Annotated in this window: 19 protein-coding genes; 8 read left to right on the top strand and 11 right to left on the bottom strand. The window is 59.5% G+C overall.

Annotated elements, in window-relative coordinates:
- Position 1: 1 nt before the first annotated feature.
- Positions 2-2,311, bottom strand: coding sequence for a response regulator (locus CLM72_RS09355; RefSeq protein ID WP_105226262.1), 2,310 nt, complete (start codon positions 2,309-2,311; stop codon positions 2-4).
- A gap of 163 nt (positions 2,312-2,474) precedes the next feature.
- Between CLM72_RS09355 and CLM72_RS09360 the strand changes: the two genes are divergently transcribed.
- Positions 2,475-3,365 (top strand): ATP-binding protein, encoded by an 891-nt coding sequence (locus tag CLM72_RS09360; RefSeq protein WP_034127157.1) that lies wholly within the window; start codon positions 2,475-2,477, stop codon positions 3,363-3,365.
- Positions 3,362-3,844: a GAF domain-containing protein gene (locus tag CLM72_RS09365; protein ID WP_073521721.1), complete on the top strand. Its 483-nt coding sequence runs from the start codon at positions 3,362-3,364 to the stop codon at positions 3,842-3,844. Before CLM72_RS09360 ends, CLM72_RS09365 begins: the two co-directional genes overlap by 4 nt.
- Positions 3,845-3,913: 69 nt before the next feature.
- On the opposite strand, the gene CLM72_RS09370 is transcribed toward CLM72_RS09365, so the two are convergent.
- The 7 genes from CLM72_RS09370 to CLM72_RS09400 form a co-directional block, all read right to left on the bottom strand.
- Positions 3,914-7,549 (bottom strand): transporter substrate-binding domain-containing protein, encoded by a 3,636-nt coding sequence (locus tag CLM72_RS09370; RefSeq protein WP_105226263.1) that lies wholly within the window; start codon positions 7,547-7,549, stop codon positions 3,914-3,916.
- 8 nt (positions 7,550-7,557) lie between these two features.
- On the bottom strand, positions 7,558-8,184 hold the full coding sequence (locus tag CLM72_RS09375) for a response regulator transcription factor (protein ID WP_034127160.1): 627 nt from the start codon (positions 8,182-8,184) through the stop codon (positions 7,558-7,560).
- 249 nt (positions 8,185-8,433) lie between these two features.
- Complete coding sequence (locus tag CLM72_RS09380) at positions 8,434-8,835, bottom strand: response regulator (protein ID WP_105226264.1); 402 nt, start codon at positions 8,833-8,835, stop codon at positions 8,434-8,436.
- A gap of 161 nt (positions 8,836-8,996) precedes the next feature.
- Positions 8,997-10,328, bottom strand: coding sequence for a deoxyguanosinetriphosphate triphosphohydrolase (locus CLM72_RS09385; protein WP_034127162.1), 1,332 nt, complete (start codon positions 10,326-10,328; stop codon positions 8,997-8,999).
- Between the two features lie 164 nt (positions 10,329-10,492).
- On the bottom strand, positions 10,493-10,834 hold the full coding sequence (locus CLM72_RS09390; protein WP_034127163.1) for a hypothetical protein: 342 nt from the start codon (positions 10,832-10,834) through the stop codon (positions 10,493-10,495).
- Positions 10,831-11,235, bottom strand: a complete 405-nt coding sequence (locus CLM72_RS09395; RefSeq protein ID WP_005786473.1) for a phage holin family protein — start codon at positions 11,233-11,235, stop codon at positions 10,831-10,833. Before CLM72_RS09395 ends, CLM72_RS09390 begins: the two co-directional genes overlap by 4 nt.
- Positions 11,236-11,237: 2 nt before the next feature.
- Positions 11,238-11,552: a YqjD family protein gene (locus CLM72_RS09400; RefSeq protein WP_003189926.1), complete on the bottom strand. Its 315-nt coding sequence runs from the start codon at positions 11,550-11,552 to the stop codon at positions 11,238-11,240.
- Between the two features lie 345 nt (positions 11,553-11,897).
- Here CLM72_RS09400 and CLM72_RS09405 point away from each other — a divergent pair, with 345 nt between their 5' ends.
- Positions 11,898-13,106: an ammonium transporter gene (locus tag CLM72_RS09405; RefSeq protein ID WP_034127164.1), complete on the top strand. Its 1,209-nt coding sequence runs from the start codon at positions 11,898-11,900 to the stop codon at positions 13,104-13,106.
- Here CLM72_RS09405 and CLM72_RS09410 read toward each other — a convergent pair.
- Positions 13,093-14,829, bottom strand: coding sequence for a monovalent cation:proton antiporter-2 (CPA2) family protein (locus CLM72_RS09410; protein WP_146120483.1), 1,737 nt, complete (start codon positions 14,827-14,829; stop codon positions 13,093-13,095). The genes CLM72_RS09405 and CLM72_RS09410 overlap by 14 nt on opposite strands.
- 238 nt (positions 14,830-15,067) lie before the next feature.
- On the opposite strand from CLM72_RS09410, the gene CLM72_RS09420 reads away from it, so the two are divergent.
- The 3 genes from CLM72_RS09420 (at position 15,068) to CLM72_RS09430 (ending at position 16,674) form a co-directional block, all read left to right on the top strand.
- Positions 15,068-15,304, top strand: a complete 237-nt coding sequence (locus tag CLM72_RS09420) for a glutaredoxin family protein (protein WP_105226267.1) — start codon at positions 15,068-15,070, stop codon at positions 15,302-15,304.
- A 74-nt stretch (positions 15,305-15,378) separates the two neighbouring features.
- Positions 15,379-15,714 (top strand): hypothetical protein, encoded by a 336-nt coding sequence (locus CLM72_RS09425; RefSeq protein WP_003189932.1) that lies wholly within the window; start codon positions 15,379-15,381, stop codon positions 15,712-15,714.
- Between the two features lie 69 nt (positions 15,715-15,783).
- Positions 15,784-16,674: a pseudouridine synthase gene (locus CLM72_RS09430; RefSeq protein WP_105226268.1), complete on the top strand. Its 891-nt coding sequence runs from the start codon at positions 15,784-15,786 to the stop codon at positions 16,672-16,674.
- Between the two features lie 55 nt (positions 16,675-16,729).
- Here the strand turns inward: CLM72_RS09430 and CLM72_RS09435 are convergent, their stop codons facing one another.
- Both CLM72_RS09435 and mobA read right to left on the bottom strand, forming a co-directional pair.
- A complete protein-coding gene (locus tag CLM72_RS09435) occupies positions 16,730-16,951 on the bottom strand; it encodes a YgdI/YgdR family lipoprotein (protein WP_003189935.1) in 222 nt (73 codons plus the stop codon).
- 79 nt (positions 16,952-17,030) lie between these two features.
- Positions 17,031-17,633, bottom strand: a complete 603-nt coding sequence (gene mobA, locus CLM72_RS09440) for a molybdenum cofactor guanylyltransferase MobA (protein WP_105229105.1) — start codon at positions 17,631-17,633, stop codon at positions 17,031-17,033.
- Between the two features lie 76 nt (positions 17,634-17,709).
- On the opposite strand from mobA, the gene moaB reads away from it, so the two are divergent.
- Both moaB and glp read left to right on the top strand, forming a co-directional pair.
- Complete coding sequence (gene moaB / locus CLM72_RS09445; protein ID WP_014717696.1) at positions 17,710-18,249, top strand: molybdenum cofactor biosynthesis protein B; 540 nt, start codon at positions 17,710-17,712, stop codon at positions 18,247-18,249.
- The gene (gene glp / locus CLM72_RS09450) at positions 18,233-19,459 is read left to right on the top strand and encodes a gephyrin-like molybdotransferase Glp (RefSeq protein WP_105226269.1); all 1,227 of its coding nucleotides are present in this window, start codon (positions 18,233-18,235) and stop codon (positions 19,457-19,459) included. Before moaB ends, glp begins: the two co-directional genes overlap by 17 nt.
- Positions 19,460-20,109 lie beyond the last annotated feature (650 nt).

The raw sequence follows: 20,109 nt of genomic DNA on the forward strand, positions 1-20,109 counted from the left end.
ATCAGAGGCTGGTTGTTTTAGGTACCCACAGTTCCAGTAAGGCGTTGAGTTCTTCCCGGCGAAACGGCTTGGCCAGGTAATCGTTCATTCCCGCGGCCCGGCAACGCTCGCGTTCTTCGGCCATCGCGTTGGCGGTCAAGGCAACAATGGGTAAGTCCGGCCAACGCCCGCTGCGGCGAATTTGTCGGCTGGCCTCATAGCCATCCATCACAGGCATGTTGCAGTCCATCAACACCAAGTCGAAGCGCTGGTCCTCCAGAAGCTTGAGGGCTTCGCCGCCATGGGCCGCGACGATCACCTCACACCCGAGCTTGCTGAGCATGCCCTTGGCCACCAGTTGATTGACCGCGTTGTCCTCCACCAGCAGGATGCGCGCGCGGTGCGCAAGCGGTGCGGTTTCTATCTGGACCGGGTCGAGCACCAGTTGCGCGCCGCTGCGCAGGTTGCGTTGCAGGATCTGGTACAGCGCGTTGCGGCTCAATGGGCGCGCTTGTTGCTGCAGCGGCGCCAGGGCCGTGACTTCTTCGCTGGGCAAAAAGTTGCCATAGGCGGTAACCAGCAGAATCGGCGCGCTGATGCCCGGGCGCAAGCGGAACAAGCATTCAGGGCAGTCGGTGATCAACAGGTCGGGCACCAGCCCGCTCAAATCATCGTCCTGGGAATAGCAGCGCGGTGTCAGCCCCCAAGAGGGCAATAGCGTGGTGAGCAGCTCCGTTAGCCCTCCGCCGGCGTTGGTAATGGCGATCACCTCGCCCGTGAGCGGTGCATAGTGCATGGCAGGCAAATGTGCGGGCAGTGGAAGGTCGGCGCAGAACTGGCTGCCAAAGCCCACCTCCGAGCTGATACTCAAGCGGCCTTGCATGGCTTCGCACAGGTTATGAGTCAACGCCAGGCCCAATCCCGTTCCGCCAAACTGGCGGGTAATGCCAGCGCCGGCCTGGGTGAACGGCTGGAAAATTTTCACCTGGGCTTCCTGGGCGATGCCAATGCCGGTATCGCACACTTCAATGCTGACCCGACCTTCCAAGGCGCGCAGGCGCACATCGACGCGGCCAAAGCGGGTGAACTTCAAGGCGTTGGAGAGCAAGTTACTGACGATCTGCCGCACACGGGTAGGGTCGCCGACCACCTGGGCGGGAAATTGCGGGTCGATCAGACAGGTCAGTTCCACACTCGGAGCGGCATTTTGCGAGAGCAGGTTGGCGGTATCTTCCACCAATGAACCCAGGTCGAACGGGATATGCTCCAGTTCCAGCTGGCCGGCGTCGAACTTGGACAGGTCAAGAATATCGTTGAGCAACTCCACCAGCACTTTGCCTGAGTCATGGGCAATGGACAGTTGCTGGCGCTGTTCGGCGGTCAGCGGGCTATCCAGTGAGAGGGCAATCATACCCAGCAACCCATTGAGCGGCGTGCGGATTTCATGGCTCATATTGGCCAGGAATGCTGCCCGTGCCTGAGCCATGCCCAGGGCAGTCATTTTCGCCGCCTCCAGCTCATCATTGGACTGGCTCAAGCGTTGGTTGCTGGCCTTGAGTTCGAGGGTGCGCGCAGAAACGATATTTTCCAGTTGCCCCAGATACTCCGTGAGGCGATCTTCGGCATGGCGCCGTTGCTGGATCTCGGTTTCCATGTTTTCGAATTGTTGGTTGGCGACGCTGACCAGCACGCCGATTTCATCGTGTTCATGCCCCGGTGGGCAATCCAGGCGCGCCTGTTTGCGTGTGCTCAGCTCGCGGATAATGCGCACCAGCGGTTGGGTGAGCATTACGTAGAACAGGCCGAGCAAAATCCCGGTGAGCAGCAGGCTGCGGGCGAAGCCGTTGAGCAGAGTGATCTCGGCGCGATGCAGGAAACGGCTGCCAAAGGCATAAGTATCGACGTCCAGGCGTAGCACACCAAGGGAGTCGTTGGGCATATGGCTGAGAAACAGTCGGTCTTCGAATTGGCGATTGGCACCAAACAGAAAGTCGCTGACCGGCCGATAGTTGCTTTCCTTGCGCGGACGGTTGACGTCGGCCAGCACCACGCCATTGTTGTCGATCAACTGCGCGCGGATGATGGCGGGGGAGTGCAGCAGGCCCAAGGTCAGTTCCTGGGCGAGTTCGGCATCGATGTTGTAGGCGATTCGTGACGCCGGGTTATGGCTGATTTCAATCAGTGAGCGTATTTCACGGTTGATGGATGCGTCTTCACTGGCATAATCAATGCCGATTTGGATCAGACTGAGCAGGGTTCCCAAGACGAAACCGACCAGCACAGTCAATCTGGCTTGTTTATAAGACAAGCGGTGGGCGAACTTGATATCCATCGAGTGTTGAACCACTTAGCGTTTCCCTTCGCCCGGCAAGCATAGCTGAACATCCACAAGCTTTTGCTCGCCCGGCATGAATCGTTTGTTTGATGCAGCCCTGCAGTTTGCCGCAGGGTTGCCAATACGCCATCTTTTGCAAGAAGTTGCCAGAGGAATAGCTGTGGATTCTCGATTGAATGCCTTTCTTGAGCGCGCCGACGCGGTGCTGGCTCGCCTGGAACCGTTGTTACCCGCCCCACGCCAGGCGATCGACTGGCACCAATGCCTGGCCGCCCGTTGGCAGCGCGAAGGTCGCAATGGCTTCCTGTTACCGTTGGAAGTGAGCCTGGACATGCGCCTGTCGGACCTGATCGGTGTCGACAAACAACGTGAACAACTGGCGCGCAACACCCAACAGTTCCTCGATGGGTTACCCGCCAACCATGCGCTGTTATGGGGTTCGCGTGGCACCGGCAAGTCTTCCATGGTCCGGGCCTTGCTCGCCCAGCACGCCAACGCCGGCCTGCGTCTTATCGAGATCGAGCGTGACCACCTGGCTGACCTGCCGCGGGTGGTCGAGCAACTGGTCAAGCTACCACAACGCTTCATTTTGTTTTGCGATGACCTATCGTTCGAGGCCGGCGAAGGTGACTATCGCGTGCTCAAGAGCGTGCTGGATGGTTCCCTGGAACAGGCGCCGGAAAACGTGCTGCTGTACGCCACGTCGAACCGTCGCCACCTTGTGCCGGAAAACCAGAGCGACAATGACAACTGGAAACGCGTGGATGGCGAATTGCACCCGAGCGAGGCGGTTGAAGACAAGATTGCCTTGTCGGATCGTTTTGGCTTGTGGTTGTCGTTCTACCCTTTTACCCAGGAGCATTTCCTGGATGTGGTGGAACACTGGATCGGTGAGTTGGCCAGCAAGGCCGGCTTGCAGTGGCAACGCGATGAGCAGCTTGACGTTCTCGCGGTGCGTTGGGCCACTGGGCGCGGCAACCGCAATGGCCGGTGCGCCTATCAATTCGCCCGTTACTGGGTGGGTCTTAAATTGCTGGAACGTCAACCATGATCGATTTACAACAGGCCGGCAGCGGCCTTGATGGCTATGCCATGCTCTGCGCGCAACTGGAGTCATTGCTGGCTGATGAGCGCGATTTTATTGCCAACAGTGCGCAGTTTTCCGCGTTCCTGTTCAACCAGTTGGATGACTTGAACTGGGCTGGCTTTTACCTCAATCGTAACGAAGAGCTGGTGCTTGGGCCCTTTCAGGGGCAGATCGCCTGTGTGCGCATTCCGTTTGGTCGCGGTGTGTGTGGTGCGGCTGCGGCCTCACGGAAAACCCAGCGCGTGGAGGACGTGCACGCGTTCCCAGGCCATATCGCCTGCGACAGCGCTTCGAACAGTGAATTGGTGGTGCCATTGGTCAAGGACGGCCAACTGATTGGTGTCCTTGATCTCGACAGCCCATTGCTGGGCCGCTTTACCCCTCAGGACCAGGTGGGGATTGAGCGGCTGGCGGAGATTTTCCTGCAGTTGACCGACTGCTGAAGCGGTGGGTACTTATGCTGGTCGCGGTAGGAGCGTATTTACTCGCTCCCGCCACGACGGGCCTTGGTGCTATGGGTCTTGCAGCTCATCCAGTTGAGCCCGCAGCATCTTCTCCAATTCCAGCATGAGCTGTTCCAGGGCCCTGATGCCGCTTTCGATCACGGCCCACTCGTCATTGCGAGAACAGGTTTGCTCCAAGGTTTCGCATTGCCCCGCCAACGAATGGGCTTGAACGATGCGGGCGGCACCCTTGATCTTGTGGGCTTGCTCAATGATGTCCGAGGGGGGCGCGTGTCGATCCCGCAGTTCGATAAGGACCCTGCGGTCGTGAAGGCTGCTGCTCAGCAGCTCCTCCAGCAAGCGTCGACTCAACTGTGGATCACCGCCGGTCAGCGCTTCCAGGCATTCGAGGTCCAGCCGTTGGGGCGCGGCTTCAGGGACGATATGTGCCAGCTGGCGCTCTAATATGGTAAGGCTGATGGGTTTGAACAGGCAGTCATCCATGCCGGCTTGCACGCACCGTTGCCTTTCCTCCGGCTGGGCGTTGGCGGTAAAGCCCAGTACCACGCAGGGCACCAATTGTTCGCGTTGCTCATATTCACGGATTGAACGGCTCAGTTCGTAGCCATTCATGATGGGCATGTTGCAGTCGGCAATTACCAGGTCGAAATGCTCTTTACGCCAGGCCTGGAACCCTGCGGCTCCGTGCTCGGCGGCGATGAATTTATGCCCCAGGTAGCCCAATTGCTGGCACATCAGCAGGCGATTCGCCGGGTGGTCGTCTACCACCAGTACGTTAAGCACCCGTGCGGTGGCCGGCGTTGGCGGCGTGTGTTCACCCACCGCCTGGATCGCTTGCAGGCGAGGCATGCTCAGGTTGACGTGCACCTGGGTGCCCACCATGGGCACGCTGCTCAGGCTCAATTGGCCGCCCATCATCGCGCACAGGCTGCGGCAGATCACCAGCCCCAGGCCCGCGCCACTGCGCGCCAGTTGCCCGGAGTTGTCCGCCTGGGCAAAGGGTTCGAACAGGCGCTGTTGGTCATCCCGGCTGATGCCGATGCCGGTATCTTCCACCACCAGTTTCAGCTCGATCTGCTCCGGGGCCTGGGTAGGCTGCAGCTCGACCTTGATCTTGACCTGCCCTTGTTCGGTGAACTTGATCGCGTTGCTCACAAGGTTCGATAGCACCTGCTTGAAGCGCAGCGGGTCTATCAGCACCTCGATATCGTTCAGGTCGGGTTTGAACTCCAGCAGCAGGCTGAGGGTTTTCTGCCGTGCGAGACCGTCGAAGACGCGCACCACTGATTCAATGACCTCCCGCAGGTTGACGCGCTCCGGCGCCAGGCTGAGGCGGCCGGACTCGATACGCGCGATGTCGAGAATGTCACCGATCAGCTCCAGCAGGTCTCTGGCCGAGTTGTACGCTACCTCGATCGCCGGACGGTCAAGGTGTCCTTGGTCGGCGCGCTTGAGCGTCAGTTCGAGCATGCCGATCACAGCGTTCATCGGGGTGCGAATCTCGTGGCTCATGGTTGCCAGGAACGTGCTCTTGGCGCGGTTGGCTTCGTCGGCACGCTCCTTGGCAGCGCGTAGTTCATCGAATAGCTGGCGTCGGTCACTGATATCGATCCAGCCACCGATGATGCCCTGGACTTCACCCGTAGAGTCGCGGTAGGGAAGGATCCAGTGATAGATAGTCAGTTTCTTGTCGTGGATATGCAGGCTGCGATCGAGGATCAGCGGGTTACCCTCGGCCACCACACGCAGATAGTCAGCATGATATTGGGCTGCCTCCGACGCCAGCGCCATGGTCATCTGGGTCACGCTTTTGCCGATCACCTCTTCGCGCTTGACGTCGAACACCTGCAGGTAGCTGTCGTTACAGGTCTGCAACAACCCATTGCGGTCGCGCACGTAGATCGGATGGGGCGTTTCATTGACCAGTGCACGCATGAACTCGAACTGATCGTTGAGGGCGCGTTCGGCCATTTTTCGATGCTTGATCTGGCGACGCATGTAGGCGTTCCAGGCCAGGGAAATCAATAGCAACAGCCCGGTGCCAATGATTATGCGCGCGATCAGTTGATGGTAATTACGCCAATAGCTGTCTGAGGCGGCGGTGTAGCCACGCCAGCGACTGTTGATCACACCCATTTCATCCGGGGCAATGCTGAGCAGGGCCTTGTCGATGATCGAGCTCAATTCCGTGGCTTGGCGCGAGGTGGCCAGAGTGAAGGTCGCGGGGGTGGTGCCGATGCTGGCGCTGATTTGCAGGCGGTCCTGGAAAACCTGGGAAGACAGGAAGTAGTTGGCGATCACCAGGCTGTTCACGGCCCCCTCCACTTGTCCCTGTGCGAGCAGCTCAGATGCTCTGAATGTATCACTGGTTTCCACCAGGTGAATGCCAGGAAAGTCCTTGCTGAGGGTTGCGGCCAAGGGGTTGCCCTGGGTTAGCGCCAGGCGCTTTCCTGCCATTTGCTCCATGTTAGCGGGCGCCCCTGGCTCTTTGCGCGTCAACAGCACATAGGAGTTTTCGAGGTAGGGGCGGCTGAAATTCAGCTGTGAGTCTCGTTCGTTGCTTGGAACGATGGCTCCGATCATATCGACGTTCTGGGTTGCCACCTGGTGGATCATCGCGTTGACGTCCCGACCGCGCTGGATCGAAAAACGCAGGCCCGTGCGCAGGCGTATCAACTCCAGCAGATCGGCGGTGATACCGCGAAAATTGCCGTCTGCATCGAAGAACGTCAGGGGCGCGAAAGTTTCGTTGACGACCACGGTGACCACCGGATGCTCTTTGAGCCAGCGCTCTTCGCGCTGGGTCAGTTGCAGTTTCTTGTCGGTCAGCAGGATGTCGCTGCCGGCGCTCCAGCGCTTGGCAATGCTTTCCCTTTCGTTGATGGGCACCGAGGCCAGGACTGAATCGACAATGCTGAGTAGCATCCGGTTGTCCTGGCGCATGGCAAAACTGAAGCCATAAGCTTCATGCTTGCCGAAGTTGGCCATGCGAATGTTTTTGAGATAGCCCTTGTTGATCATGTAATGGGTGGAAATGGTGTCACCGAGAAACACATCCGCCTGGTCGAAGGCCACTGCATTCAAGGCATTCTGATAGGACGGGTAGGCGCGGATGCTCGCCTTGGGGTACAGCTTTTCCACCTCGTTGAGCGGCAGGTAGTGATAGACAAGGCTCAGGCGCAGCCCATCGAGGCCTTCGCTGAGGCTGCGGGTTTCTCCCTCGCGCGTGACCAGCACCGGCTGGTCCACGGCATAGGGTTCGGAGAGGATAAGATTTGGCGTCGCAGCTTCAAACCCGTTTGAGGAGCCCAGCAGGTCAATTTCCCCGGCTTCCAGGGCACGAATGGCCGCCGCTCGGGAGGGGTAGCGCATCACATTGATTGGCAGGGAGAGTGCCTTGGCCAGTAATCCTGCGTAGTCGGCGGTAAGGCCTTCGTAGTCATGGCCGCTGGAAGTGAGGTCGAAGGGCGGGTAATCAGGTTTGGATGTCCCCAGCGTGAGTTCACGTTTGTTCTGCAGCCACTGGCGCTGGGCCTTGTCAAAATGAGTGTCCAGTTGAACAGCTCCCGCACGACTCAAGAGGGTGAAACGTTCCGGGCTGGTTTGGTGCTCCGCCAGCACGGTAGTGCTGAAGTACAAACCGGCACTTAATATAATCAGATAGTCCTTTATACGCCTGGGCATCCGCTTTCTCACACTAGCGCGTTTCGTTTTGCCATCTCGATGAGTTCTACCAAGGATTTGGCTTTGAGTTTCTGCATGAGTCTCTTTTTATAAGTACTGACCGTCTTGTTACTTAAAAACATACCTTTGGCAATTTCCTTGTTAGTGCGACCTTGCGCAAAAAGTTGCAGGACCATCAACTCTCGGTCATTAACTGACTTGAACAGTTCCAGCTCCTGGACATCCATGCCTTCGGCTCCGGGGCCACTCAATGCCTGGCTGGGGAAGTAGTTGTAGCCGGACAGGACAGCGCGAATGGCGCTCAGCAATTCGCTCAGGTCACCCTCCTTGCACACGTAGCCTTCGGCGCCCGAGCGCATGCACCGCGTAGCAAATAGCGTCGGGCACTGGGCCGTGAGCACCAGGGTCTTCATGGAGGTGTTCATGGCATTGAATCGGCAGAGCACCTCGAGACCGTCGAGTTTCGGGATGCTGATATCCAGAATCACCAAGTCTGGAAGGCACTCACGGACCATTTGTATGGCATCGCACCCGTTGTCTGTTTCGCCGACGACCTTGTAACCTTCGTGCTCCAGCAACATTCGAATAGCAAGCCGGATAACGGGGTGGTCATCGATAATAAAAACTGAGTTCATAATCACATTCCATGCAGGTGCAAATAAAGCGGGCACATTAGCTCAGAAGATAAGGGCACGGCATGAAGCGCACGAGCAGTAGATGCAAAACAGGAAAGTTCCTACAATTAAAAAGGTATACGCCTACAAGTTGATGGGTGGTCGTGACAGAGCATGTGAGCGTTTCGAACGCAATCGTGGCATGGTGATAGGCTTGAGTTTTTACGGCGGGCTTCGTAGCGTATTTCGTCGAAGGAGATGTTTAAAGTCCTACGTAGGGGGGGTAAAAGTTAAGCCGATTAACTTTTCAAGTTCGTCCTTGTTCAACGGTTTTGATAAGTAGCCAAGAAGCGGAAGACTTCGTTGCGAGGCTTGTTTTGTCAGGCTCATCAGTTCTGGCGTGGGTAACCCGCTTAACAGAATAGCGCTGGTAATGAAGCGCCGACGGTTGGCGATTTCCACTAGTTCAAGTCCGGGCAGGTCGGGCAGGCATTGGTCGCACAACATCAGGTCAAAGGGATGTTCGGACTGGCTCATTGTGCGTATGGCCTGCTCTGCGTTTTCCACCGCAGTCAGTTGATCGAAGCCGAAGCTGTTGAGCAGGCATTGGGTGGCCAGAAGTTGAAACGGGTGATCCTCCACCAAAAGAATACGAAGAGAGTATCTGGGCATAGAAAGCACACAGTGAGGCAAGCGTCGATGGGGGCAGTAGAATTGCTCGGTCGGTTGGGAACGCGTGATTATTCTTCGGATGCTTGTACGAATTCGATCAGTCCGCTCTGTTCCCATCGTAGGGCAATTCGTTTCAGGGAACAGGCGGTCGGATGCAAGCGTTACTGAGGGCTGGAACGCCCAGTCATTTCCCGTGCCATTTCGGTGGCGTAGCTGTCGGTCATACCAGCAATGAAGTCGATCATTCGCAGGAACGAGGCGTGCAGTGGCCAGGCGGGGTCAGGTGCGCTGTTGCCCAGCAAATCGAGAATGCGCCGATTCTTGAACGACGGTGTTCGCCCGCCATGTTGTTCAAGGGCCGCGCCGCAGAACGCGTTCAGCAGGATTTCCAAGGTGGTGTAAGCGCCGATTTCATGCAATGTCTTGCGCTTGTCCTGGAAAATTTTCTTGCGAGCCATGTCTTTGGCATCCAGCACGCAGCGCTTTGCCGGGCCGTGCATATGCTCCACCAGATCTCCCTGCAGCGTGCCGGCCAGCAGGGCGTCCTGCTGTTCGACAAACGCCTGCGCAGCCGCATTGGTCAGGTGCTCGATGGCTTTGCCACGCAGGATCGCCAGCTTGCGGCGGCGAGAGTCCAATGGGCCCAGCTGGCGATAGGTTTGTGGCAGGTCATCACCGACCAGGTCGAGCAACAACGACTCCACTTCGCTGTACTGCAGAAGCTCCATTTCCAGGCCATCTTCCAGGTCGATCAACGCGTAGCAGATGTCGTCGGCTGCCTCCATCAGGTAGACGAGCGGGTGACGCGCCCACCGTTGCTCCTCTAACTGGGGCAAGCCAAGCTTGTGGGCGATCTGCTCAAGAATTGGCAACTCGCTCTGGTAACAGCCGAACTTGTGTTTCTTGTAGCCCAGCGAGTCGGCGTGACGGGCAGTCCAGGGGTATTTGAGGTACGTGCCCAAGGTGGCGTAGGTCAGCCGCGTGCCGCCGTCGAACTGGTGGTATTCAAGTTGGGTGAGTACCCGAAAGCCCTGGGCATTGCCTTCGAAGTTAAGGAAGTCATTGCGTTCGGCGCTGCTCATGCCATCCAGCCAACCTCGCCCGGCGGCCTGTTGGAACCAGTGGCGAATGGCGTCTTCGCCGGAATGCCCGAATGGCGGGTTGCCGATGTCATGGGCCAGGCAGGCCGATTGCACCACCATGCCCAGGTCGCTGGGGTCGCACCAGTCGGGCAGGGCGCTGCGCAGGGTTTCGCCCACGCGCATGCCGAGTGAGCGCCCCACGCAGCTGACTTCCAGGGAGTGGGTCAAGCGTGTGTGGATATGGTCGTTGCTCGAAACCGGATGCACTTGGGTCTTGCGTCCCAGGCGCCGGAACGCGCCGGAGAAAATAATGCGGTCGTGATCTTTGTGGAAGGGGCTGCGGCCCAGTTCTTCAGGGCTGTGCAGGGGTTTTCCAAGACGTTCGCGGGTTAGCAGGGTGGGCCAATCCAAGGCGCAGGCTCTCCGTAGTGTGAATGACAGTTCCAGCTTCCCGGTTCGGCCTTCAAGGGCAGGCGAATCCAGCGGTCGGCCGCGTCGGTATCAATTAACAGGCAGCGCAAAAAACCGCAATGACCAGCAGGTGTCTGGTCATTGCGGTCATCGGCTCACGAGGGTCAGCTTTTGCGCGAAGAGCCTTGCATGGCCAACTTGATCAGGGGGATCAAGCCGGCACCTAGCCGCACAAGGCGCGTGATGCTGCTGATACTGCCGCCCTTGGCGCCCTTGCCGGTAAAGAAGCCCATCAGCGTAACCGCCGCCACGCCCCACAACGGCGCGTGCTTGATGCCCAGGCTGTCCTGCCAGTTGTGGCGCATGTTGCGCATTTTGTGCAGGGGCGCCATGAGTTGTTGGGACTCATGACGGATTTCCTGGCGGTGCATTTCCATGCGCAGGCGAATCAAGGCTTTGCGCATTTCCCGGCGAGAAGTATTTTGCGGGATCTCAGTCATGCTCATGGCAGCAGGCGCTCCCGGTCATTGGCCAGTTCTTCGAGCGTGGCGTGGAAGGGCGTGGACTCATCGAATACCGCCGCCTTCAAGCGCACACCGCAGAACGCAGCGGCCAGGCTGTAGAACACGCAGAGGCAGATGATGCCGGTCAGGCGATAGCCCGTGTCCCACACCAGGATCATCACCAGCGTCGACAACCCCACCAGCAACAGCAGGGCAAACACCAACGCCAGGCCGGCAAATAGCAACAGGCTGACGGTACGGGCCTTTTGCTCTTGTAATTCAATGCCGAACAACTCGACATGACTGTGCAGCAAGCCCAGCACAGCTGCGCCCAGGCGTCGGGAAGTTGAACCGCTTGCTGAGGAATGTGCGCTCGTGGATGAGCTGGATTCGCCGATAGACATGGTTAGCGCCTTGTAGCCAATAGACCGATCAAAAAGCCTACGCCGGCAGCAATGCCGACCGACTGCCATGGGTTGGCTTGCACGTAGTCTTCGGTGGCGGTGATTGCCGCCTGGCCGCGCTCGCGCAATGAGTCTTCGGTCAGTTGCAGGGTCTCGCGGGCCTTGAGCAGGCTCTCGTGGATCTTGGTGCGCAGCTCGTCAGCCTGGTCACCGGCCAGCACGGCAGTGTCGTCCAGCAGCTTTTCGGTATCGCTGACCAGGGTTTGAAAATCCTCCATCAGTATCTCTTGAGCAGTCTTTGCTGTTTTACCGGCCATGGTTATCTCCGTGGGTAGCTGATCTGTACGTGTGGTTTCGAGTCGCGGCGTTCGCTGAAGGTTCATTGCAATTGTGTGGTACAGCTTTTGCTTTGCCTTGGTGCGCAGGTTCTGGAGCCTGCGCTGAATCCGGGCGGTCGAGGTGAAAACCTTGGAAAACCTTACCCTAAATCACTTAATTTCGCGGAAAAACCCTTTCGGCAACGGCCTGTTGTGTTGATCGCTGCGCTAAAGCGGTTCACGCCCTCTGAAGAAAGGCGGAGCCGACGGTGCCAATTTAGTGCGCGAAACCCTGGCTTGAACCGCTTTGGTGCTTTTTGCCTTGATGCAGGCCTGCCAACCTCCATGGAAAACTTGCAAAGCGCGGTGGACACCCTCGTCCACAGTTCCAATACCTTGTTCATTCTGATTGGCGCGGTCATGGTGCTGGCCATGCACGCCGGCTTTGCCTTCCTTGAGGTTGGCACGGTGCGCCAGAAGAACCAGGTCAACGCCTTGTCGAAAATCCTCAGCGATTTCGCGATTTCAACGCTGGCCTATTTCTTTATAGGCTATTGGATTTCCTACGGTGTGAGCTTCCTGCAACCGGCCGCGGTGATCAGCGCCGATCATGGCTACGGCCTGGTGAAGTTTTTCTTCCTGCTGACGTTTGCCGCGGCGATTCCGGCAATTATTTCCGGCGGGATTGCCGAGCGTGCGAAGTTTGCCCCGCAGCTGTGTGCCACGGCGCTGATCGTGGCGTTTATCTACCCGTTCTTCGAAGGCCTGGTATGGAACGGCAACCTTGGCCTGCAAGCATGGCTGCTCGCAACCTTTGGCGCCAGCTTCCACGACTTTGCCGGTTCCGTGGTGGTTCACGCCATGGGCGGCTGGCTGGCGCTGGCGGCGGTGTTGCTGCTGGGCCCGCGCAATGGGCGTTATCGTGAAGGGCGCCTGGTGGCGTTTGCGCCGTCGAGCATTCCTTTCCTCGCGCTGGGCTCGTGGATTCTGATCGTGGGCTGGTTCGGCTTTAACGTGATGAGCGCGCAAACCCTCAATGGCGTCAGTGGTCTGGTGGCCGTCAATTCGCTGATGGCCATGGTCGGCGGCACCGTGGCTGCCCTGGTAATTGGCCGTAACGATCCCGGTTTTCTGCACAACGGTCCTTTGGCCGGGTTGGTGGCAATCTGCGCCGGTTCCGACCTGATGCATCCGGTGGGCGCGCTGGTCACGGGTGTGGTCGCTGGCGGCTTGTTCGTGTGGTGCTTTATCGCTGCCCAGGTGCGCTGGAAGATCGACGACGTGCTGGGGGTGTGGCCGTTGCATGGCTTGTGTGGCGTGTGGGGCGGCATTGCCTGCGGCATCTTCGGGCAGGCTGCCCTGGGTGGGCTGGGCGGCGTGAGCCTGATCAGCCAGTTGATCGGCACCGGGCTGGGCGTGGCGGTAGCATTTGGCGGCGGCTTGCTGGTGTACGGCGTGATCAAGCGCGTGCAAGGGCTGCGCTTGAGCCAGGAACAGGAGTATTACGGCGCGGACCTGTCGATCCACAAGATCGGCGCGGTCAGTCAGGACTGATCGGCGCGTCTTCGTCAGTGTGTGGCGGTGGGTAGAAACCGTGCAGCAGGCGATAGTGGTTGCGCCGTACTTCATTCACTCGCGCCTGCACCTGTTGGTCCGGCAGGCCCAGCAGGATCAGGGCGTGGGAGGCGAGCATCAGGCTCGACTCCAGCAACTCGGGCACCACCTCGCTGGCGCCCGCGGCCTTGAGTTCAGCCAACTGGGTGTCATCGCGTGTGCGCACCAGGATCGGCACGTCTGGGTTGATCTGCCGCGCCTCCTTGAGCACCACCAGGGCGACATCGCTGTTATCCACCGCGATCACCACCAACCGCGCCCGTTCCAGGCCGACGGCGCTGAGTAATGCACGGCGGCGGCAGTCGCCGTAATGCACATTGCTGTCCTCGGTGGCGGCTTCCTGCACCCGTTCGGGGTCATCATCCAGGGCGATAAACGCCTGTTGTTCGCGGCGCATAAAGCGCCCGATGGACTGGCCTACCCGGCCATACCCGCAAATCACCACGTGTCCGTGCAATTGAGCGTTGAGCGCGGTGATGTTTTCCAGTTGCACTTGCTGGTTGGGCTTGCGATGCAGGCGCAGCGCGATGGCCGGTGCCGCACGTAACAGCAGCGGTGTCAGCAGCATCGAGCAGAAGGTGGCAGCCAGTAGCAGGCCGTTGAACTCATCGGGAATCAACCGGCTCTGCTGCATCTGCGCCATCAGCGCAAAACAGAACTCGCCGCCCTGGGCCAGCGCCAGACCGCTGCGCCAGGCTGTTTCGGTGTCACTGTTACGCCACTTGACCAGCGCCGCGACGACGCTGCCTTTGACCAGCATCAGCGTGAGCGTCAGGCCGAGGATCAACAGGCTGTGGCTGACGAACAACTGCAGATCGATGAGCATGCCGATGCTGACAAAAAACAGCCCCAGCAGGATGTCGCGAAACGGGCGGATATCGGCTTCGATCTGGTGTCGGTAATGACTTTCCCCCAGCAGCATGCCGGCCAGGAATGCACCGAGGGCAGGGGACAGGCCCAGCAGGTGGGTGAGCCAGGCGGTGAGCAAGACAATTACCAGCGCCAGCAGCACAAACAGTTCCGCCGAATGAGACGCGGCGACTTCACGGAACAGGCGCGGCAGCAGCCAGCGGCTGGCGAACAACAGGCCCACGAACAGCACCACGGTTTTGCCCAAGGTCAGCGGCAGCGCCCAGTACCAGGCTTGGTCGCTGCTGCCGGCAAATACCGGTACCAATGTCAGCAGCAACACCGCTACGACATCCTGGAACAGCAACACGCCGATCGCATTCTGCCCATGACTGCTGAAGACTTCACCCAGGCTGGTCAACTCCTTGCTGACAATGGCGGTGGACGATAACGCCAGCCCTGCGCCCAGTAACAACGCGACGCCAGGTGCGAGGCCAAAGCTCATCAATAACGCGCCCAGCAAGGCCCCGCACCCCAGCACTTGCAGGCTGCCCAGGCCAAATACCACGCTGCGCAGCGCCAACATTTTCGACAGGGAAAACTCAAGCCCCAGGGAAAACAGCAGGAACACCACACCCATCTCGGCCAGGTCTGGCAAGTCTTCGTTGTCATTGACCCAGTCCAGCGCGGTGGGGCCCACTGCCAGGCCTACGCACAGGTAGCCCAGCACGGGCGGCAACTGCAGCCGGCGAAACAGTGCAATCACCACCAGGGATGAGGCCAGAATAATCAGCAGGTTGGCGAACACAGGCATCTCCGTTGCAGGGCGAGCGGCAAAAAGCCGCGAGAATCGCTGAATCAGTTATACGCCATGGTGATCTGGATCAGGCTTTTTGCGCCGTAGGAGCGAGCTTGCTCGCGAAAAACGTCAACGATAACGCGGGGTTCCTGAGTGAACGCGGCGCGCGGGAGTTTTTCGCGAGCAAGCTCGCTCCTACAGGGGCTTGTTGGGATTAGAATGGAGGTTCGTTTCTTGTTCGAGTCCTTTCATCATGCTTCCTGTATGCCAGCTGTTCGGCACCCTGGGTTGCCATCTGTGTGAGATTGCCGAAGCCGAAGTCATGCCGCTCGTCGAACACGGGCTGTTGGTGGAGTTGGTGGATATCGCCGATCCGGAGGACCTGACAGACGTCTACGGCCTGCGGATTCCGGTGCTTCGCCGCACGGACACCGGGGCGGAACTGGACTGGCCGTTCGACACCGCGCAGGTGGTTACCTTCCTGCGCTGAGATTTATGCGATGGCGGCTTTCCAAATATTAAGTTACTGTATATTCGTACAGCGATTGAATAGAGGGAACGCCCGTGGTGAATGTTGAACAACTTAAAAGCAGCGTCAATCGCATGTCCGCCGATGTGGTGCGTGACGCGGTGAACGAACTGCGCCTCGATGGCCTGGTCACGGAAGGCAAGACACCGTTTAACAAAGTGCATTTCAACACCTGCTTCGCGGAAATCGAGGCGCTGTTCCAGCGCGCCGGTTATCACAAGCAGCTCGATGTGGTGGGTTATCAGGGCTTGCTCTACGCGCTGTATGACCCGGGCCGTTGGGAAGCGGTGGACGTGCTGCGCTGGCTCAAGGAATTCACCGAGGCGGCAAGCGCCTCGCCGGTGCTGCGGGCTCAACTGGCCAAGGCCTGAGATAGGCCCTAGGCAATCGTGCGCCATGGGCGATAATGCCCGCCTGTTTTCCAGGCTTTGAGCGTCGGCATGTCCACTTCCGTTTTTTCCCCCTCCCAGCACCAAGCCAGCACCCTGTACTTGCCGCCGGGCTCCTGGGTGACGGTGCTCGATTGCCTGTGCGCACACTTTCCGGCCATCGGCCGCGAACAGTGGTTGGACCGCATTGCCCGCGGCCGGGTGCTGGATGTCAATGGCAGCCCGATCAGCGTGGGCCTGGGCTACAAGGAAGGCTTGTGCATCTATTACTTTCGCGAAGTGCCCAACGAGAAAGTGATTCCGGTGCAGGAAAACATCCTGTACGCGGATGAGCACCTGGTGGTGGCGGACAAACCGCATTTCCTGCCAGTGACACCCGCTGGCGAGTACGTCGAGCACACCTTGTTGCGACGCTTGATCCGGCGCCTGGACAATCCCGCCCTGGTGCCCCTGCATCGCATCGACCGACATACGGCGGGGTTGGTGCTGTTCTCCGCCAACCCGCACAGCCGTTCGGCCTATCAGCAATTGTTTCCCACGCGACGTATCGACAAATTCTACGAAGCCATCGCTCCGGCCTTGCCGCACCTCAGCTTCCCGTTGGTGCACAAAAGCCGTTTGGTGGATGGCGAACCTTTCTTTCGCATGCAGGAAGGGCCGGGTGCCAGCAACACCGAGACGGCGGTAGAGGTGCGCGAGAAAAACGCTGATCTATGGCGCTACGGCCTGTTCCCGGTGACCGGCAAGAAGCACCAGCTGCGCGTGCATATGACGGCGCTCGGGGCGAGCATCTGTAATGACCCGTTCTACCCCGAAGTGATCAAGGATGCCGAGGACGATTACGCCAAGCCACTCAAGCTACTGGCCCAGGGCGTGCGCTTTATCGACCCGGTAAGCGGTGAACAACGCAGCTTCCGCAGCCAGATCACCCTGGACTGGTAAACCCCAGGAACAACAAGGCCCGCGCGAGGCGGGCCTTGTGTGCAAGCGCTGAGGCTTACAGGTCTTTAACGGTGCGAACCTGATCTTTATTGATACGGGTGTGCTTGCCGTCCAGTTGTTCGAATTCGTAGAAGCCCGAATCTTCATCGTACTTCGGGGTGTCGACGGCCTGGATTTCGCGACCGTCATTCAGGGTGATCACTGTTGGCGAAGCGCAACCGGCGAGGGTGGCGAGGCCCAGTGCAAGCATGAGAGCGGCGATGGTCCGTTGAGTCATGAGTTTGTCTCCGAGAGAATACTTTTAAATTGCTGACCTTGTGACGTACGGGACGCCGGCAAAGTTCCTTGTGCAGGGTTCATTCTGACATGCCAGCCCGGGGGTGCAACAGCTCGGGCGTATTAAGATTGGCCAGGCGCGGGTCATCGGCCGGGCATTCCAAGGCCACCGCGCCCAGTTGCAGCCAGAGCTTACGCGGGCTGCGCTCACCCGCTTGCCATGCCTGTTCCACTTGGTTTTTCAGGCTCGTGGGAATGATGCACAGCAAGGGTTCCCAGCATTCACCCTGGCGCACCATCACCGGCGCCTGCGGGTTGCGTCGTGCGGTCGCACGCAGGTCGGCGAGCAGTCGCGCATCGATCTGCGGCACATCGCAAGGCAATATCAGCAGATGCTCATGGCGTGCGGCGAAGAGTCCTGCACGGATACCTGCCAGCGGGCCGGGGAAGCCCGGGTTGTCATCGCTCACCTGTTGGTCGGCATAGAGCGCGTAGCGTTCATGGTTGCGGTTGCACGAGATGATCAGGTCATCGGTGAGCGGCCGGGCCAACTGGTGCAGGTGGGCGATCAAGGGCTGGCCTTGCCATTCCAGCAGCCCTTTGTCCTGCCCGCCCATGCGTTGGCCGCGACCACCGGCCAGCAACAGGATCGAACACGGCAGGGAAGGAAATTCAAACGTCATGGTGGTTGCGCTGCGGCAGGGAAACAGGGGCCTGTGATATAACATCGGGCTGTTCCTTCGACAACCGGACCGTGCCATGAAAGCCAAGGCCGATGCGCCCTTTGTACCCCTGAATATTGCTGTATTGACCGTCAGCGACACCCGCACCCTGGAGACTGACACCTCCGGCCAGGTCTTTGTTGACCGCCTCACGGCCGCCGGCCACCGCCTGGCCGAGCGCGTGCTGCTCAAGGACGACCTTTACAAGATTCGCGCCCAGGTGGCCCACTGGATCGCCGAAGACGTGGTGCAGGTGGTGCTGATTACCGGCGGCACCGGCTTCACCGGTCGCGACAGTACCCCTGAAGCAGTGAGCTGCCTGCTCGACAAGCAGGTCGATGGTTTTGGCGAGCTGTTCCGCCAGATCTCCGTGGCCGATATCGGCACCTCCACCGTGCAATCTCGCGCCCTGGCGGGGTTGGCCAATGGCACCCTGGTGTGCTGCCTGCCGGGCTCCACCAATGCCGTGCGCACTGGTTGGGACGGCATCCTCGCCGAGCAGCTGGATAACCGTCACCGCCCGTGCAACTTCGTCCCGCATCTGAAGCAGGCCGAACCTTGTGAATCCCGTGGATAAGCCCGGCAAGACCGGCGCCCTGATGCCGGTGGAAGCAGCCCTGCAGCGTTTGCTCGACATGGCCGCCGCCGCGCCGATCCGCGAGCAGGAAGTACTGCCCCTGGCTGAGTGTGATGGCCGGGTATTGGCCCAGGACCTGATCTCCACACTCGACCTGCCACCGTGGCCCAACAGTGCCATGGACGGCTACGCCGTGCGCCTGGCGGACTGGACCGGCGAACCCTTAGTGGTGAGCCAGCGGATTTTCGCCGGCACTGCCCCTGAACCCTTGGCGGCCGGCACCTGTGCGCGCATCTTTACTGGCGCGCCGGTGCCCCAAGGCGCTGACTGCGTGCAGATGCAGGAAAACGCCGTGGTGCATACCGACCAGCGCGTGAGTTTCACCGAGCCATTGCAGATGGGCGACAACATCCGGCCTCAGGGCCAAGAGACCACGGTCGGCGAGACCGTACTCAGTGCCGGCACCCGCCTGGGCCCTATCGAACTCGGTTTGGCCGCGTCTCTTGGACGTGATCGACTCGAGGTGGTGCGGCGCGTACGCGTGGCCGTGTTGTCGACCGGCGACGAACTGATCGAGCCAGGGTTGCCGCTCGGCCCTGGGCAGATCTACAACAGCAACCGCCGCGTGCTGTGCAGTTGGCTGATGCGCATGGGCTGCGAAGTGATCGATGCCGGGATTCTTCCGGATGATCTGGAACAGACCCGCGCGCGCCTGGCGGGGCTGGGCAGCGTTGACCTGATCCTCTCGACCGGCGGTGTGTCGGTGGGCGAAGCGGACTTCCTCGGCATTGCCTTGCGGGAAGAGGGTGAGCTGGCGCTGTGGAAGCTGGCGATCAAACCGGGCAAGCCGCTGACCTTCGGGCATTTTCGTGGCGTGCCGGTGATCGGCCTTCCGGGCAATCCGGCGTCGACCCTGGTGACTTTTGCGCTGCTGGCGCGCCCGTATCTGTTGCGCCGTCAAGGTGTGCTGGAGGTGCAGCCGCTGCGCTTCGAAGTGCCGGCAGGGTTCGTCTGGCCCAAACCCGGCAACCGCCGCGAGTACCTGCGCGGGCGGATCGAACAGGGCAAGGCGATCATCTACCGCAACCAAAGCTCCGGGGTGCTGCGCAGTGCGGCGTGGGCTGAAGGCTTTGTCGAGGTGATGGAAGGGACCACGCTGGCCATCGGCGACCGGGTCAACTTCATTCCTTTGAGCGAAGTCCTGAACTGAACACAGATCAAAAATGTGTGTGGGCTTGCCTGCGATAGCCATAGGTATCTACACAACTTCAGTACGACACTGACCCTGTGGCGAGTGAACCTGCTCCCGTGACGGCCTGACAGCGCTGATCTAGCTGACGCAACGCGATCCAAATGTGGGAGCTGGCTTGCCTGCGAAGACGGCCTCACAGTCGACACCGTTATACCGGGTGTATATCCATTCCTGCGGTAACGGCCGCTTAGGGTTCCGCTCTGACAGCGGCTCACTTTTGAAAGGAGCCCAAAAGTAAGCAAAAGGCTCTTGCCCCACCACTCGGCACCTCGCTTGAGCTCGGTGTGCCCGTAATCCGCCAGTGATTTGGGGGGCCGCCGCCACGCGCCATCCATGGCGCGGGGCGGCTAAACCGGCATCCCTGCCGGTTTACCCCCCAAATCCCTGTCGAATTTCGGCCAGCGTGGTTTAACGGGGCGCCTGAGATCAAGATCAAAAGCAGATCAAGATCAAGATCAAGAGCGGCTCGCTTCGCATCGTGGTTACCGTTGAGCGCTACAGAGTTGTGTAGATACCTATGCTGCGATAGCGGTGTATCAGTCACCTGACATCAGGCTGACCCACCGCTATCGCAGGCAAGCCAGCTCCCACAGTTGGTTGGTGTATGG

It is taken from the genome of Pseudomonas sp. MYb193, from assembly GCF_002966775.1.
Classification (GTDB): domain Bacteria; phylum Pseudomonadota; class Gammaproteobacteria; order Pseudomonadales; family Pseudomonadaceae; genus Aquipseudomonas; species Aquipseudomonas paracarnis.